Below are 14609 nucleotides of genomic sequence, written 5' to 3' on the forward strand. Positions count from 1 at the left end.
ACCCATGTTGGTGATTTCCTTCTTACTTGTGGTGAGTAAGCTGGAATATTCCGGCATGGGTTTCCTTCAGGCTAGAGCCTCACAGGTTCAATCACCACCTCCTTAGGAGGTGGTTTAAGGCTTACAATAAAAAAAGGCTCAGCGACGCTGAGCCTTTGATGGCAGAAAAAGCACGGCCGAAATGCCGATTACGACGTCTGCTTACGCAACAGATAAACGAAGTACGGCGCGCCGATAAAGGTCGCCAGTAACCCGGCGGGGATCTGATACGGGAACAGCAGCATCCGCCCGCACCAGTCGGCAAACACCATCAGCAAGCCACCCAACAGCGCGGCGATCACCATCTGCGGCAGCGCGCGGCGGAAGCCTAGCATGCGCGCCATATGCGGCGCCATCAGCCCGACAAAGCTCAGCGGCCCCACGGTCAGGGTCGCCATGGCGGTCAGCGTAGCGGCCAGCAACAGGATGGTCAATCGCGCAGGTGTCAAGGCGATCCCCACCGAACGAGCGGTAGCGCCGCCAAGCGGCAGGATGGTCAGCCAACGGCGGCACAGCGGCGCCAATACCATCAGGCAGGCGGCCACCAGCGCGGTGCGCAGCGCCTGCGCCGGCTCCACCGAATAGGTCGAGCCAGAGAGCCAGGTCAGCAAGCCCCCCATACGCGGATCGCCGCTGGCCAACAGCAGGAAGATGACGGTGGTAAAGGCGGTGCTGAGCGCGATACCGGCGAGCAGCATGCGTTCCGTCGAGAAACCGCCGCGGCCTGCGGCGATCATGATGATCAGCAGCGTAACGGCCGCCCCCAGACTGCCGGCGGGCAGCAGCCAAACGAAGGCGTCGCCCGGCACCATAAACAACATCATCACGACGCCAAAAGCGGCGCCGGAACTGATGCCCAACACTTCCGGGCTGGCCATCGGGTTGCCGGTCAGTTTCTGAATCAGCGTGCCGGCGACCGCCAGCATCATGCCCGCGGCCAACGCCGACAGCACCCGCGGCCAGCGCCACGGCAGCAGGGAGTCCAGTTCTGCCCCCAGGCTCCAGTGCCAGCCGCCGGCATTTTTACCCAGCATCAGCGCCAGCGTCAGGCCGATCAGCAATACGAGGCCACCCAGCAGGATCCAGCCGGGCAGATTCCCGCGCTCGGCAGGCACCTTATCGCCCAGGTTCATCGGCGGCGGCGTGGCGGCGCTGCGCAAACGCGGCAACAGCCACAGCAGCAGCGGCGCGCCGAACAGCGCGGTGGCCGCACCGGTCGGGATCTCGCGCCACACCTGCGTCACCCCGAGCATCACCTGATCGGTCAGCCACAGCAACAGCGCCCCCAGCAACGGCGCCAGCATCATGCGGTGCGCCAGACGGCGCGCGCCCAGCATCTTCGCCATCAGCGGCGCAAACAGGCCGATAAAGCCGATAACGCCCACGGCGCTCACCAACATGGCGCTGAAGATGATGGCCAGCCCCAGGGCGCAGAAGCGCGCCATCGACAGCCCCAACCCCAGGTTGCGCGCCACGCCGTCGTCCAGCCCCAGCAGCGTCAGCGGGCGCAGCAATAGCGCCGCCAGCGCACCGGCCACCAGCAAACGCGGCAGGATAAACTGCACCGTGCTCCAATCCTGTTGGTTCAGCGCGCCGGTGCCCCACAGGAACATGCCCTGCAGTTGATCGTAATGAAACAGCGCCAGCAGGCTGTTGACCGCGCCGCAGTAAAGTCCCAGCACCAGCCCGGCCAGAATCAGCGTCACCGGCGACATCCGCTTGCCCCAGGCGACGCCGAACACCAGCCCGCCCACCACAATCGCCCCCACCATAGCGGCCAACTGGCGGGTGAACTCGCCCCCCGGCAGCACCCACAGCGTGGCGATGGTCAGGCCGAGCTGCGCGCCGGCGGCCACGCCGAGCGTCGACGGTTCCGCCAACGGATTGCGCAACACCTGCTGGAACAGCACGCCAACCAACCCCAGACCGGCGCCGGCCAACAGCGACACCGTCAACCGCGGCAGCAGGCTGTAATGGAACAGCATTTGCCGCACGTCGTCGATGTTCGGCGCGCTGAGCGCCCGCACCCATTGCGCCGGCGGCAGCTGCTGCACCAGGTTATATATCGTCAAACCGCCTGCCGCCGCCAGCAACAGCAAGATCAGCGTCAGCGGCAATTTCCGGATGCCCGCATTCATGACGCACTCTCCTGAGCCTGCGCCAACAGGCGGCAAAACCGCATCGTCGACAGCGTAGCGCCATAGAACCACACCGCCGGCACCTGCCGCAGCTGGTTTTGCCGCACGAAGGGCAACGACTGCCACAAAGGCGTCGCGCTGACCTTGTCCATCATCGCCTGATTGCCGTGATCGAGATAAATGACCCGGGCGTTACGCACCGTGGCCAATCGTTCAATCCCCACCACCGCCGTGCCCCAAAAGTCGGTTGGCTCCTGCCAGGCATTGCGAATGCCGAGTTGATCCATCGCTTCCTGGAACAGACTTTTCTGGCCGATGATCAGCGCATGGCGGGTGTCGATCAGCGAAAACAACAGCAGCGGTTGCCGGGTGTAGCTTTGCAGGCGCTGACGCGCGTCCTGCATAAAGCTGTCGAACTGCGCCAGGTGGTTTACCGCCCGGCTTTCTATGCCCAACCGCTGGCCCAGCGCCAGCAGCGACTGGCGGGCGACGGTCAGCGGTTTGCCGCTGCCGTCGTTGAAGCCGAAGCTCATGGTTGGCGCGATGGGTTGGATTTTGCGCGGCGTCGGGCCATAGCCTTGCGACAGCAACACCAGCGAAGGCCGAAGCTGCTGCAGCAGTTCGAGGTTCGGTTCGGTGCGCTGGCCGACGTCGACCACCGTCGCCGGCAGCGTCGGCTCCGCCACCCACAGGTTGTAGTTATGCACATCGGCCACCGCCAGCGGCGTCACGCCCAATGCCAACAGCAGCTCGATCGGCAACCATTCCAGCGCCGCAACGCGCGCGATATCCGGCGGCGCATCCGCCGCTCGGCCGGGCAACGAACCCAACAGCGGCGACAGCGCCAGCGCCATCAACAAACGGCGGCGCAGCGGATCGTGAGAAGAAGTGAATGTAGAGGACATCAGTAGACAAAACTCACCGGCGCGCCGCCGCTCGGATGCGGCAACGTGCCCATAGGAATACCGTAAATTTGCTCCAGCACCGGCCCCTGCATCAGCTCCAGCGGGCCGCCCTGGGCGATCATTTCACCGCCGCGCAGCGCCACCAAATGGTCGCAGTAGCGCGCCGCCATGTTGATGTCGTGCAGTACGGCGATCACCGTAAGATCGCGTTCGCGGCTCAAGCGCTGGATCAGCGCCAGCACCTCGACCTGGTGCGCGATATCCAGCGCCGAGGTCGGTTCGTCGAGCAGCAGGCAGCGGCTGTCCTGCGCCACCATCATCGCCAGCCAGGCGCGTTGGCGCTCGCCGCCGGACAGGCTGTCCACCAGCCGGTTGGCGAACGGCTTCAAGCCCACCAGCGCGATGGCCTCTTCCACCTGTTGACGATCGTTGGCGCCAAAACGCCCCAGCGCGCCATGCCACGGATAACGGCCGACGGCCACCAGCTCGCGCACCGTCATGCCTTCCGCCGCCGGCAACTGCTGCGGCAGGTAGGCCACCTGGCGGGCGAAGGATTTGCTGTCCCACTGCGCCAACGGCTGCTGATTGAGCAAGACCTGGCCGCCGCTGGGCGCATGGTGCCGCCCGAGCAGTTTCAACAGGGTGGATTTACCGGAACCGTTATGGCCGATCAGGCCGCAGACTTTGCCCTGGGGAAAACTGAGCGACAGCGGTTGCAGCAGCACCCGGCCGGGGACGGCGAAACTGGCGTTATCCAGCGCGAAGGTCGCGCCGGGATTAAGAAGTTTGTCCTGCATAGATCCTGCTTTGTCCGGGGCGACGCGGTGCCGCCCCGGCTATCCGGTTAGAAACGGAAGGTTGCGGTGGCGACCACCTGGCGTTCTGCGCCCCAGTAGCAGGCGTAGTCGCGGTAGCAGCTCGACACGTAGGTCTTGTCGAACAGGTTGTTGATGTTGACGCCCACGGACGAACCCGGCAGGCCAAAGCGCGCCAGATCGTATTTAATGGTCGCGTCCACCAGCGTGTAGTCCGGCACTTTGAAGGTGGAGTTATCGCTGTTGAAGCTCGAGCTGGAGCCGACGTAACGCACGCCGGAACCCAGCGTCAGACCGCTCACCGCCGTTTCGTGGAAGGTATAATCCGCCCACAGCGACGCCATATGTTTCGGCACCTCGACGGTCGGTTTGCCCTGATAGGTATTGTCCTTGGTGTACTTCGCATCGGTATAGGTATAGGAGGCGATCAGGTTGACGTTGGCATTCAACGCCGCCTTGGCTTCCAGCTCCACGCCGCGCGAACGGATCTCGCCGCTCTGCACGCTGAACTGCGCGTTATCCGGATCCGGCGTCAGGTTGTTGTTCTTGGTCAGCTGATACAGGGCGCCGGTCAACACGATTGGGCGATCCTTCGGCACGTATTTCACACCGGCTTCATACTGCTTGCCGATCGAGGGCTTAAAGGTCTGGCCGTTGATTGACGTATCGAGGGTCGGTTCAAACGACTCGCTGTAGCTGAAATACGGCGTCACGCCGTTGTCGAACAGGTAATTCAATCCGCCGCGCCAGGTAAACTGCCCATCGGAGCGTTCGTTGGTGTACCCGAGAACGCGGTTATTGGCCGACGTTTTCGCCCAGTCATAGCGCCCGCCCAGCGTCAACAGCCACTGGTTCCACTCCCCTTGCTCCTGCACATACAGGCCGGTTTGCTCCTGACGGTTCAAATACTTGTATGGGAAGTTGATGTTGACCACATCATTGCCATACTGCGGCTGGGTCATGCTCAGGCCGTCTGCGGAACCATAGTCGGAATTGATATCGTTGCGCATACGCGAATAATCTACGCCAAACAACAGCGTATGGTCGATATCGCCGGTTTTCACCTTCGCCTGCGCCTGAGTATCAACCGCAAAATTGTTCAGGTGCTCTTTCGACTGAACATAAGCGCGATTGATCGTCGTCGGTGATGACAAGCCAAATCCGTAGATGCTCTTCATATCGGTGTCCACCTGCATATAACGCAGGTTCTGGCGCACCGCCCAGGTATCGTTGAAGGCGTGTTCGAAACTGTACCCAATCATCCGCTGCTTGCGCGCCATATAGTTGCTGGCTTCGCCTTCGTTGAAATCGGTCGGCAGTTTGCTGCCGTCCGGCAACGGGATCAGCGTGCCCTGCTTCGGCAGCCAGCCGTAATAACCGGTATAGGGATCGTTTTGAATGTTGGCCAGCAGCGTGAAGTTGGTTTTGTCATCCGGGCGCCAGCTAAAGGACGGCGCGATCGCATAGCGCTTCTCTTTGCTCATGTTTTGCTGCGTATCGCTGTCTTTCGCCAGGCCGGTCAGGCGATAGGAATAGATGCCCTGATCGTCCAGCGCGTCGCTGAAATCGAAACCGGTCTGGAACAGGTTGTCGCTGCCCATCTTGAACTGGATTTCGCGCAGCGGCTCGGTGGTTGGCCGCTTGCTGACCATCGAGACCAAACCGCCCGGGTTGCTTTTGCCGTACAGCACCGAGACCGGGCCGCGCAGCAGCTCGGCACGCTCGAGGAAATAAGGATCGATGGACGCTTCGCTGTAGTTGTCGCCCAGCAACCGCAGGCCATCCAGATACTGGGTGGTGTTGGTGGCCGGGAAGCCGCGGATTGCCACCGCGTCATAGGTCGTGGAGCTGCCACGGCTGGCGAATACGCCCGGCGCATAGGCCAGTGCGCCCTTCACCGTATCCGGCTGGCGCATGTCCATCTCTTCACGCGTTACCACGGAAACGGACTGCGGGTTCTTCTCGATCGGCGTATCGGTTTTGGTGCCGGTGGCGCTGCGCTTGGCGACATAGGTGCCGACCGGCCCCCAGGCGCTTTCCTGCTGGGCGGTGTTGCTACCGCCCACAACGGTAATCGTGTCTTCCTTGGCGGCCGGCTTGGCGTCGGCGGAAAAAGCCGGCATCGCCAGCGTGCCCAACGCCGCAGCGACGGTGATCGCTAACGCGTTGACGGGGAGACGGCCCTGCTTGGCCGCGGATGATGAAAGACGCTTGGTCAGCATGATTTATTTCTCTGATGAATTATTAAATGACGAATGTAAACGATAATAATTATTATAAGCGTCGCATTTTATGCAGAAGCCAAATTAAACTGCAAGCCGAATTCATAGGGCAAATAGGTTAAGGATTAGGCGCTTAGCCTTGCAGTTAACAGGGAAATAAAACGAGCGGAAAAATAAAAAAGCCCGCAACCAAGGTTACGGGCTTAATAACAAAGAAAAAACTTTCACCGGGGCCGACGCCCCGGTAGCGATTACTGGCCGAACATATCCTTGATCCAGCCGGCGACGCCATCGCCATCTTTTTGCTCACCCGCCGCCGGTTGTTGCTGTTGCTGCACCGCCGCCTGGCTGGCCTGGCACAATCCCTGCGGATTGTCGGTCCAGACCGGGATGGTGCGCCAACTGCCGCCGCCGCAGATAAAGTTGCCGGCGGAGTCGATGCTCATCTGGTTAATGCCTTCCGGCGGCTGCAGCATCAGCGGCAGCGGCGTCTGGTTTTCCAGATAGCGGCGATACAGGGTCAACGCGCCGTTGGCGCCGGTCAGCTTGGCCGGGCCGTTGTTATCGCGCCCGACCCAGGCGATCGCCACTTCCTTGCCGTCGATGCCGGCGAACCAGCTGTCGCGTAGATCGTTAGTGGTACCGGTTTTCGCCGCCAGGTTGTAGTTCGGGAACTTCACCGACAGCGATCGGGAGGTCCCGCGCGCCACGCCCTGCTGCATCGCGTACAGCGTCAGGTAAGCGGCCTGCGCCGGCACCATGCGCTCCGCCTGCGGGAAGCTCTGGTACAGCACCGTGCCGTCTTCGGCGATCACCGAACGCACCGCCGACAGCGGCGCACGGTTACCGCCGCTGGCGATGGTCTGGTACTCCTGCGCCACTTCCATCGGCGTCAGGCCGATCGCCCCCAGCAGCATCGAAGGCACCGGGTTGATCTCCGCTTTCGGGATGCCCAGGCGTTGCAGCGTGGCGCTGATCTGATCCAGCCCGACCGACAGGCCGAGGTTCACTGTCGGCACGTTCAGCGAGTTGGCCAACGCATCCACCAGCATCACCTGACCGCGGAATTTGCGATCATAGTTGTTCGGCTGCCAGACGGCGCCGTTCGGCTGTTTCAGCGACAGCGGCGCATCCGCCAGCCAGGTGTTGAGGCGGTATTTATCCGGTTCGGACAGCGCGGTCAGATACGTCGGCGGCTTGGCCAACGAGCCGACCAGACGGCGCGCCTGCATGGCGCGGTTGAAACCGGCGAACTGCGGGTTGGCGCCGCCGACCATGGCGCGCACTTCACCGCTGAAGCGATCGACAATCACCATCGCCGCTTCCAGATCCTGCAGGTGACGCGCGGCGCGCAGCGCCGGGATGCCGTCTTCGACCGCTTTTTCCGCCGCGTCTTGCGACACCGGATCCAGCGTGGTGAAGATCTTCACGCCGGACAGGTCATTGACCTTATCGCCCAGCCTGGTTTGCAGTTCCTGACGCACCATCTGCATAAACGCCGGCTGTGGCGTAATGACGCCGCCTTTCGGCTGTACGCCCAGCGGACGCGCGCTCAGCATGTCATACAGCTCGCCGTCGATCACACCCTGGTTCTGCAGCAGTTTGAGCACCAGGTTGCGGCGTTCCAGCGCCAGTTTCGGGTTACGCCACGGGTTGTACAGCGACGCGCCCTTGACCATGCCGACCAGCAGCGCCTGCTGATCGAGGCTCAGCTCGTCCACCGGGCGGCCAAAGTAATACAGGCTGGCCAGCGGGAAGCCGCGGATCTGGTCGCTGCCGCTCTGGCCGAGATACACCTCGTTCAGATACAGCTCCAGAATGCGATCCTTGCTGTAACGGTAATCGACCAACAGCGCCATATAGGCTTCGTTGGCCTTACGCCACAGCGAACGTTCGTTGGTCAGGAACAGGTTCTTCACCAGCTGCTGCGTCAGGGTACTGCCGCCCTGCACCGCGCGGCCGGCGGTCAGGTTGGCCAGCACCGCGCGGCCGATGGAGTACGGGCTGATGCCGTCATGCTCATAGAAGTGGCGGTCTTCCGTGGCGATCAGCGTATCCACCAACAGATCCGGGAAACCGGAGCGCGGCACGAACAGGCGCTGTTCACCGTTCGGCGACTGCAGCATGGTGATAAGACGCGGATCGAGGCGGAAGAAGCCGAAGCTGCGGCCGCTGTCCAGGTTTTCGATCTTCGCCAGGCGGTTGTTCTGGAAATCGAGGCGGGCGCGGATCTGCCCTTCTTTACCATCCGGGAAGTCGAACGGGCGGCGCAGCATCTCGATGCTGTTGGCCTGTACGGTAAACTCGCCCGGACGCGTCATGCGGCTGACCTGACGGTACTGCATGCCTTCCAGCAGGTTGACCATCTCCTTCTTGCTGTACGGCATGCCCGGTTCCAGGTTGACCATGCGGCCGTACACCGCCGCCGGCAATTGCCAGACTTTGCCGTCGATGCGGCTGCGGATCTGGGAATCCAAATAGACGCCGTAGATCGCCAACAGGACGGCGAGCACCAGGATCAGTTTGATAATCAGGCCGAGCCAGCGGCGTTTTTTACGCGGCGGAGTCGCTTTTACCTTACGCGGCATGCGTTCCTCCTCCTCTTCATACTCATCATCGTCATACTCGTCTTCTTCGTAATCGTCATAATCGTCGTCTCGGCGACGGCGCGGCGGCTTGCGCGACGCGGTGCTTTTTGGTTGTTTTCCTTTGCGCCCGATGGGCTCGCGGTCATCCCCAGCCATGGCTGTTGTTCTCCGAGCTTGCCGACACTGCCGGCCATGATTAGTCGCTTAATCTGTGCCGACGCCGCAGCGCTGACCAGAAGAAACATCTGAATTCCAAACCTTGAATGATCGCGACCTACTGATATTTCTTCGTTCGGCGCGTCGGTACCGCCGTGGCCGGATCGTCCGGCCACACGTGTTTCGGGTAGCGGCCCTTCATCTCTTTTTGCACCTCGCGGTAGGCGCCTTGCCAGAAGGCCGCCAGATCGCCGGTGATTTGCAACGGCCGGTGCGCCGGTGAGAGTAACTCAAGCACCACCGGGATGCGACCCTCCGCCAACATCGGGCTGCGCTGCTCGCCGAACATCTCCTGCAAACGCACCGCCAGCGCCGGCGGTTTGCCGGCCTCATAACGGATCGGCAGGCGGCTGCCGGTCGGCACAGTGTAATGAGTGGGTAGCGCATTATCCAGCCGCTGCTTTTGCTGCCAGTCCAGCAGGCGGGACAACGCCTCGGCGAGGTTGACCTGCTTCAAGCCGCGCAGATCGCGCACGCCGTTCAGCGACGGCAGCAGCCACTGATCCAGCGCCGCCAGCAGCGGCTCTTCATCCATCGCCGGCCACTCCGCCTCCGGCAGCCAGGCTTGCGCGCACTGCAGGCGCACCCGCAATTGTTCGGCGGCGCCCTCCCAGTTGAGCACCGCCAGCCCCTGCGCGCGCACCCAATCGAGCAGCGCCTGCTGCAGCTCTTCGTCCGCCGGCTTGGCCAGCGGCTGAGCGCGCAGCGTCAGACGGCCGATCTGCTGGCGCTTCCAGGCGCGCAGCGTGCCCTTCTCTTCATCCCATTCCACCGCCGTGCGCTGCATGACCATCGCCGGCAGCTGCGCCGCCAGCGCTTCGATGTCCACCGGCAACGCCAACAGGATACGCGCATCGGGGCTGTTGTGGCCCTGCAACAGGCTGGGGACGATCAGCCAGGGCGCGCGCGACAGCGCCTCATCCTGGTTCATCGCCGCCCCCATGCCGTTAGCCAGCAAGTAGCGACCGTCCTGGCCACGGCGCTGGGCGATGCGATCGGCAAATGCCGACGCCAACAGGTGCGGTGCCAACTCGACGTCGACTTGCCCCGCACGTTGCGGCAGGCGTTTGGCCAACTGCGCGGCGCGCTGCCGCCAGTTCGCTTGCGGGCGGCTCAGCCAATAACCGATATCCATCTGCCCGCCGCGCGGCGGTTCTTCCAGCAACGCTGCCAACAACGCCGCCGTCGCCAGGCCGTCGGCGCTCAGCGTCGCGCCGGCGACCAGCATCGCCGCCAGCCGCGGCTCGCATCCCAACGCGGCCATCTGGCGCCCCGGTGCGGTGAGTTTGTCGCCGTCATCCGTAGCCCCCAACCGGCGCAACAACGCCCTGGCCGCCGCCAATGCCGCCGCCGGAGGCGCATCAAGCCAGGTCAGCTGCGCCGGATCGTAGCAACCCCACTGCAACAGTTCGAGCCAGAAGCCGGTGAGATCGCTCTGTAAAATATCCGGTTCGGCATGTTCCGCCGCGCGTTCCGCCTGTTCTTTGGCGAACAGATGCCAGCAAAGGCCCTGCTCCAGGCGCCCGGCGCGCCCGGCGCGCTGCACCATCGAGGCCTGACTGATGCGCTGCGTCGCCAGCCGTGTCAAACCGTTGCGCACGTCGTAACGCGCCACGCGCTCCAGGCCGCTGTCCACCACCAGCCGAATGCCCTCGATCGTCAGGCTGGTTTCGGCGATGTTGGTCGCCAGCACCACCTTGCGGCGGCCAGGCGCCGCCGGCTGAATCGCTTTTTGCTGTTGCGCCAGAGGCAAGGCACCATACAGCGGGCAAAGATCGGTATCGCTCGCCACCTCGCCGGTCAATCGCTCCAGCACCCGATTGATCTCCGCCACGCCCGGCAGGAACAGCAGCAAAGATCCCGGCTGTTCGGCCAGCAACCGCTTCACCGCCGCCGCTACGCCGTCCTCCAGCCGCTGATGGCTGGCCAACGGCTGATACAGGCGTTCAACCGGGAAACTGCGCCCCTCAGACACCACTACCGGCGCTTCCGGCAGCAACTGCGACAGGCGAGCGTTATCCAAGGTGGCCGACATGATCAGCAGTTTCAGATCGTCGCGCAGCCCTTGCTGCACGTCGAGCAGCAACGCCAGCGCCAAATCGGCCTGCAGGCTGCGTTCATGGAACTCATCGAGGATCACCAACGACACGCCCTGCAGCTCGGCATCCTGCTGCAGCATGCGGGTGAGAATGCCTTCCGTCACCACTTCCAGTCGGGTTTGCGGCCCGCTTTTGCTTTCGGCGCGCATGCGGTAGCCCACGGTCTGACCAGGCTCCTCCCCCAGTTGCTGCGCCAGGCGATAGGCGACGTTTTTCGCCGCCAGCCGCCGCGGCTCCAACATGATAATGCGCCCCGGCAACCCGGCCTTAGCCAGGATCTGCAGCGGCAACCAGGTGGATTTACCGGCGCCGGTCGGGGCGTGCAACAGCACCTGCGGGGCAGACTGCAGCGCAGCCAGCAACTCATCGAGCACCGCGCTGACGGGCAATGAAGACACTGAATTCTCCGTAGTGGTTAGCGTTAAACGGCGTACAGTGTAGCATTAGCTTTGTCCCCGTAACCTTTCAAACTGCGGCGGCGTTAGCTATAGTACGGAGCTCATTCGTGCGCCGCGCCGCTCGCGGGGCCGCTGCCAGTAACGTTTACCGCTGTTCCCGACCGTTTTGTCATGCATTTGCCGAGTCCTTATGTCCAATTCGCGCCGCCTGTTTTTCGCCCTGTCCTTGCCTGACGCCCTGCAACAGCAGGTGATCCGCTGGCGCGCCGAGGCGTTTGCGCCGGAGGCCGGCCGGCCGGTGGCGGCGGCCAATTTGCACCTGACGCTGGCGTTTCTCGGCGAGGTCAGCGCGCAGAAAGAACTGGCGCTGCGCAAACTGGCCGGCCGTATCGTGCAACCCGGCTTCAGCATGCGGCTCGACGATCTCGGCCATTGGCCGCGCCCCGGCGTGGTCTGGCTCGGCACCCGCCGCGCGCCGCGCGGGCTGCTGCAGCTGGCCGAGCTGCTGCGTTCGCAGGCCGCACGCAGCGGCTGCCATCAAAGCGCGCTGCCGTTCCATCCGCACATCACGCTGCTGCGCGCCGCCACTCAGCCGGTGGCGATCCCGCCGGCGACGCCGGGCTGGGCGTTCAGCGCCGACGCCTTTTCCTTATATGAGTCGGTGTTCGAAAACGGCCGCACCCGCTATCAACACCTCGAACAGTGGCCGCTGGCCAAACAGGCATCCGCATGATTTTCTCTCCACCGCTGCGTTCCGCTACGCTGATCAAACGTTACAAACGCTTTCTGGCGGACGTGATCACCCCGGAAGGGGAAACCTTTACGCTGCACTGCGCCAATACCGGCGCCATGACCGGCTGCGCCACGCCCGGCGACACCGTTTGGTACTCCACCTCGGACAATCCCAAGCGCAAATACGCCCACAGTTGGGAGTTGACCCATACCCAACAGGGGCACTGGATCTGCGTCAATACCCTGCGCGCCAACGCGCTGGTGCGCGAGGCGATTGAACATAATTTAATCAATGAATTATCCGGTTACAGTAAAATCAGCGGCGAGGTGAAATACGGCGGTGAAAACAGCCGTATCGATTTGTTATTACAGGCAGAAAATCGGGTTAACTGCTATATTGAAGTTAAGTCAGTCACATTACTGCAACAACAACGTGGTTACTTTCCTGATGCGGTAACGCTCAGAGGGCAAAAGCACCTGCGTGAGTTGCTCAGCGTGGTTGAAAGCGGGCAACGGGCGGTGTTGTTCTTTGCCGTGTTACACAGCGGTATTGAGCAGGTCGCACCGGCACATCATATAGATGAGCGCTATGCGGCGCTGTTGGCACAGGTCCGGCAGTTGGGAGTGGAAGTGGTTTGCTACGGGGCAAAGTTATCACCTGACGGTATTTATCTCTGCGATAAGCTGCCGTTTTTTATCGATTAGCGCAGTCGGGTCCCTATAAATAGACAACCGGCCAGCACGATCGCCAAATACGCCCTCCTTCACACGATTGTCAAGCGGGCGACAGGAATAATTGCCAACCTACCTTCCTTCTGTTATTTATAGCGGCCTGTTTTTCCCCCGCATTGGGGATTCGATAGTGCGTGTGTATGTAGGAGAAGCAACATGCAAGAAGGGCAAAACCGTAAAACCTCGTCCTTGAGCATTCTCGCCATCGCTGGGGTGGAGCCGTACCAAGAGAAGCCGGGCGAAGAGTACATGAACGACGCCCAGTTGTCGCATTTCAAGCGCATTCTTGAAGCGTGGCGCAACCAGCTCAGGGACGAAGTGGACCGTACTGTATCGCATATGCAAGAAGAGGCAGCCAACTTCCCTGATCCGGCCGACCGTGCCACTCAGGAAGAAGAGTTCAGCCTTGAACTGCGTAACCGTGACCGTGAACGCAAACTGATCAAAAAGATCGAGAAAACGCTGAAGAAAGTGGAAGACGATGATTTCGGCTACTGCGAATCTTGTGGCGTGGAGATCGGTATTCGTCGCCTCGAAGCGCGTCCGACCGCCGATCTGTGCATCGACTGCAAGACGCTGGCTGAGATCCGCGAAAAGCAGATGGCCGGCTAATACCGCTACTCTACATGATTGGAGCTGCATCAAGGCGGCAAGAATGCGCATCCCGATGAGCTTACTCAAGTAAGTGATTCGGGTAAGCAGGCGCAGCTAACACAGATGCAGTTTCAAGCATAACGAGTATGTTATCGCTGCGGCGTGCGCACCCGCGTGCGCCGCACAGAGAAAAGGGAACCTCTCCCCTCTGATATGCAAGAAAGTCATTATGTGGGGCGCTTTGCCCCATCGCCTTCCGGGGATCTGCATTTCGGTTCGCTGATTGCCGCTCTGGGAAGCTACCTTCAGGCTCGCGCCCAACGCGGGCAGTGGCTGGTTCGCATCGAAGATATCGACCCGCCGCGCGAAGTCCCCGGCGCCGCCGCTCGCATCCTGTCCGCGCTGGAACATTATGGTCTCCACTGGGACGGCCAGGTCATCTATCAATCCCAACGTCACGACGCCTATCGTGCCGCGCTGGATCTGTTGCAGCGCCAGGGGCTCAGCTATTACTGCACCTGCACCCGCAGCCGCATCCAGCACATCGGCGGATTGTACGACGGCCACTGCCGCGATTTGCAGCTCGGCCCGCAGGGTGCCGCTATCCGCTTGCGTCAGACCGCCCCCGTTTACCGGTTCAACGATCTCCTGCAGGGAGAATTGCACGCCGATCCGGCGCTGGCGGGGGAAGACTTTATCATTCGCCGCCGCGATGGGCTGTTCGCCTACAACCTGGCGGTGGTGATCGACGACCATTTTCAGGGCGTGACCGAGATTGTCCGCGGCGCCGATCTGATCGAACCGACGGTGCGCCAAATTGCCCTCTACCGCCAGCTGCAGGCGCCGGTGCCCGCCTATGTGCATCTGCCGCTGGCTCTGGGCGCCAACGGCATCAAGCTGTCGAAGCAAAATCATGCGCCGGCGTTGCCCGCCGGCGATCCGCGCCCGGTGCTGATCGCCGCGCTGAAATTTCTGCGCCAACCGCTGCCGGAAAGCTGGCAAGATCTTGACCTGCCATTATTATTGAGCTGGGCGATCGAACACTGGCGGTTGGAAAACGTGCCGCGTCAGGAGGCTATCCCTCTGGATGAAAACACGCCGGCATTCTCAAAGGAGCCATGGTGAGCTATG

The 14609-nt window shown here is 62.2% G+C and carries 10 protein-coding genes; 4 read left to right on the forward strand and 6 right to left on the reverse strand.

Annotated features, from left to right (window positions below):
* Positions 1–188 precede the first annotated feature (188 nt).
* From fhuB to hrpB, 6 genes are all read right to left on the reverse strand, one after another.
* Complete coding sequence (fhuB, locus tag GT753_RS15930) at positions 189–2177, reverse strand: Fe(3+)-hydroxamate ABC transporter permease FhuB (RefSeq protein WP_160125762.1); 1989 nt, start codon at positions 2175–2177, stop codon at positions 189–191.
* Positions 2174–3082, reverse strand: a complete 909-nt coding sequence (fhuD, locus tag GT753_RS15935) for a Fe(3+)-hydroxamate ABC transporter substrate-binding protein FhuD (RefSeq protein ID WP_160125763.1) — start codon at positions 3080–3082, stop codon at positions 2174–2176. Before fhuD ends, fhuB begins: the two co-directional genes overlap by 4 nt.
* On the reverse strand, positions 3082–3879 hold the full coding sequence (gene fhuC / locus GT753_RS15940) for a Fe3+-hydroxamate ABC transporter ATP-binding protein FhuC (RefSeq protein ID WP_015379019.1): 798 nt from the start codon (positions 3877–3879) through the stop codon (positions 3082–3084). The genes fhuD and fhuC overlap by 1 nt, the downstream gene beginning before the upstream one ends.
* A 47-nt stretch (positions 3880–3926) precedes the next feature.
* Positions 3927–6119: a ferrichrome porin FhuA gene (fhuA, locus tag GT753_RS15945; protein WP_015379020.1), complete on the reverse strand. Its 2193-nt coding sequence runs from the start codon at positions 6117–6119 to the stop codon at positions 3927–3929.
* A gap of 251 nt (positions 6120–6370) precedes the next feature.
* Positions 6371–8863 (reverse strand): bifunctional glycosyl transferase/transpeptidase, encoded by a 2493-nt coding sequence (gene mrcB / locus GT753_RS15950; RefSeq protein ID WP_015379021.1) that lies wholly within the window; start codon positions 8861–8863, stop codon positions 6371–6373.
* Between the two features lie 118 nt (positions 8864–8981).
* A complete protein-coding gene (gene hrpB, locus GT753_RS15955; protein ID WP_174242149.1) occupies positions 8982–11420 on the reverse strand; it encodes an ATP-dependent helicase HrpB in 2439 nt (812 codons plus the stop codon).
* Between the two features lie 190 nt (positions 11421–11610).
* Between hrpB and thpR the strand changes: the two genes are divergently transcribed.
* From thpR to gluQRS, 4 genes are all read left to right on the forward strand, one after another.
* Entirely contained in the window at positions 11611–12153 is a 543-nt protein-coding gene (thpR, locus tag GT753_RS15960) for an RNA 2',3'-cyclic phosphodiesterase (protein WP_021504743.1), read from the forward strand.
* Positions 12150–12857 carry a DNA/RNA nuclease SfsA gene (gene sfsA, locus GT753_RS15965; RefSeq protein WP_004937572.1) on the forward strand — a complete coding sequence of 236 codons (708 nt, stop codon included), beginning with the start codon at positions 12150–12152 and terminating at the stop codon, positions 12855–12857. Before thpR ends, sfsA begins: the two co-directional genes overlap by 4 nt.
* Positions 12858–13040: 183 nt before the next feature.
* Positions 13041–13496: an RNA polymerase-binding protein DksA gene (gene dksA, locus GT753_RS15970; RefSeq protein WP_004937569.1), complete on the forward strand. Its 456-nt coding sequence runs from the start codon at positions 13041–13043 to the stop codon at positions 13494–13496.
* A 195-nt stretch (positions 13497–13691) separates the two neighbouring features.
* Positions 13692–14603 (forward strand): tRNA glutamyl-Q(34) synthetase GluQRS, encoded by a 912-nt coding sequence (gluQRS, locus tag GT753_RS15975; RefSeq protein ID WP_015379024.1) that lies wholly within the window; start codon positions 13692–13694, stop codon positions 14601–14603.
* The last annotated feature ends 6 nt before the right edge of the window (positions 14604–14609 follow it).

The organism is Serratia sp. Z4, assembly GCF_009900725.1.
In the GTDB taxonomy this organism is placed as follows: Bacteria; Pseudomonadota; Gammaproteobacteria; order Enterobacterales; family Enterobacteriaceae; genus Serratia; species Serratia nematodiphila.

Excerpts from the sequence above, each read along its gene's own strand:
- gluQRS (WP_015379024.1), top strand. The coding sequence starts at position 13,692 with ATGCAAGAAAGTCATTATGTGGGGCGCTTTGCCCCATCGCCTTCCGGG.
- mrcB (WP_015379021.1), bottom strand. The coding sequence starts at position 8,863 with ATGGCTGGGGATGACCGCGAGCCCATCGGGCGCAAAGGAAAACAACCA.
- dksA (WP_004937569.1), top strand. The coding sequence starts at position 13,041 with ATGCAAGAAGGGCAAAACCGTAAAACCTCGTCCTTGAGCATTCTCGCC.
- thpR (WP_021504743.1), top strand. The coding sequence starts at position 11,611 with ATGTCCAATTCGCGCCGCCTGTTTTTCGCCCTGTCCTTGCCTGACGCC.
- sfsA (WP_004937572.1), top strand. The coding sequence starts at position 12,150 with ATGATTTTCTCTCCACCGCTGCGTTCCGCTACGCTGATCAAACGTTAC.
- fhuD (WP_160125763.1), bottom strand. The coding sequence starts at position 3,082 with ATGTCCTCTACATTCACTTCTTCTCACGATCCGCTGCGCCGCCGTTTG.
- fhuB (WP_160125762.1), bottom strand. The coding sequence starts at position 2,177 with ATGAATGCGGGCATCCGGAAATTGCCGCTGACGCTGATCTTGCTGTTG.
- fhuA (WP_015379020.1), bottom strand. The coding sequence starts at position 6,119 with ATGCTGACCAAGCGTCTTTCATCATCCGCGGCCAAGCAGGGCCGTCTC.
- fhuC (WP_015379019.1), bottom strand. The coding sequence starts at position 3,879 with ATGCAGGACAAACTTCTTAATCCCGGCGCGACCTTCGCGCTGGATAAC.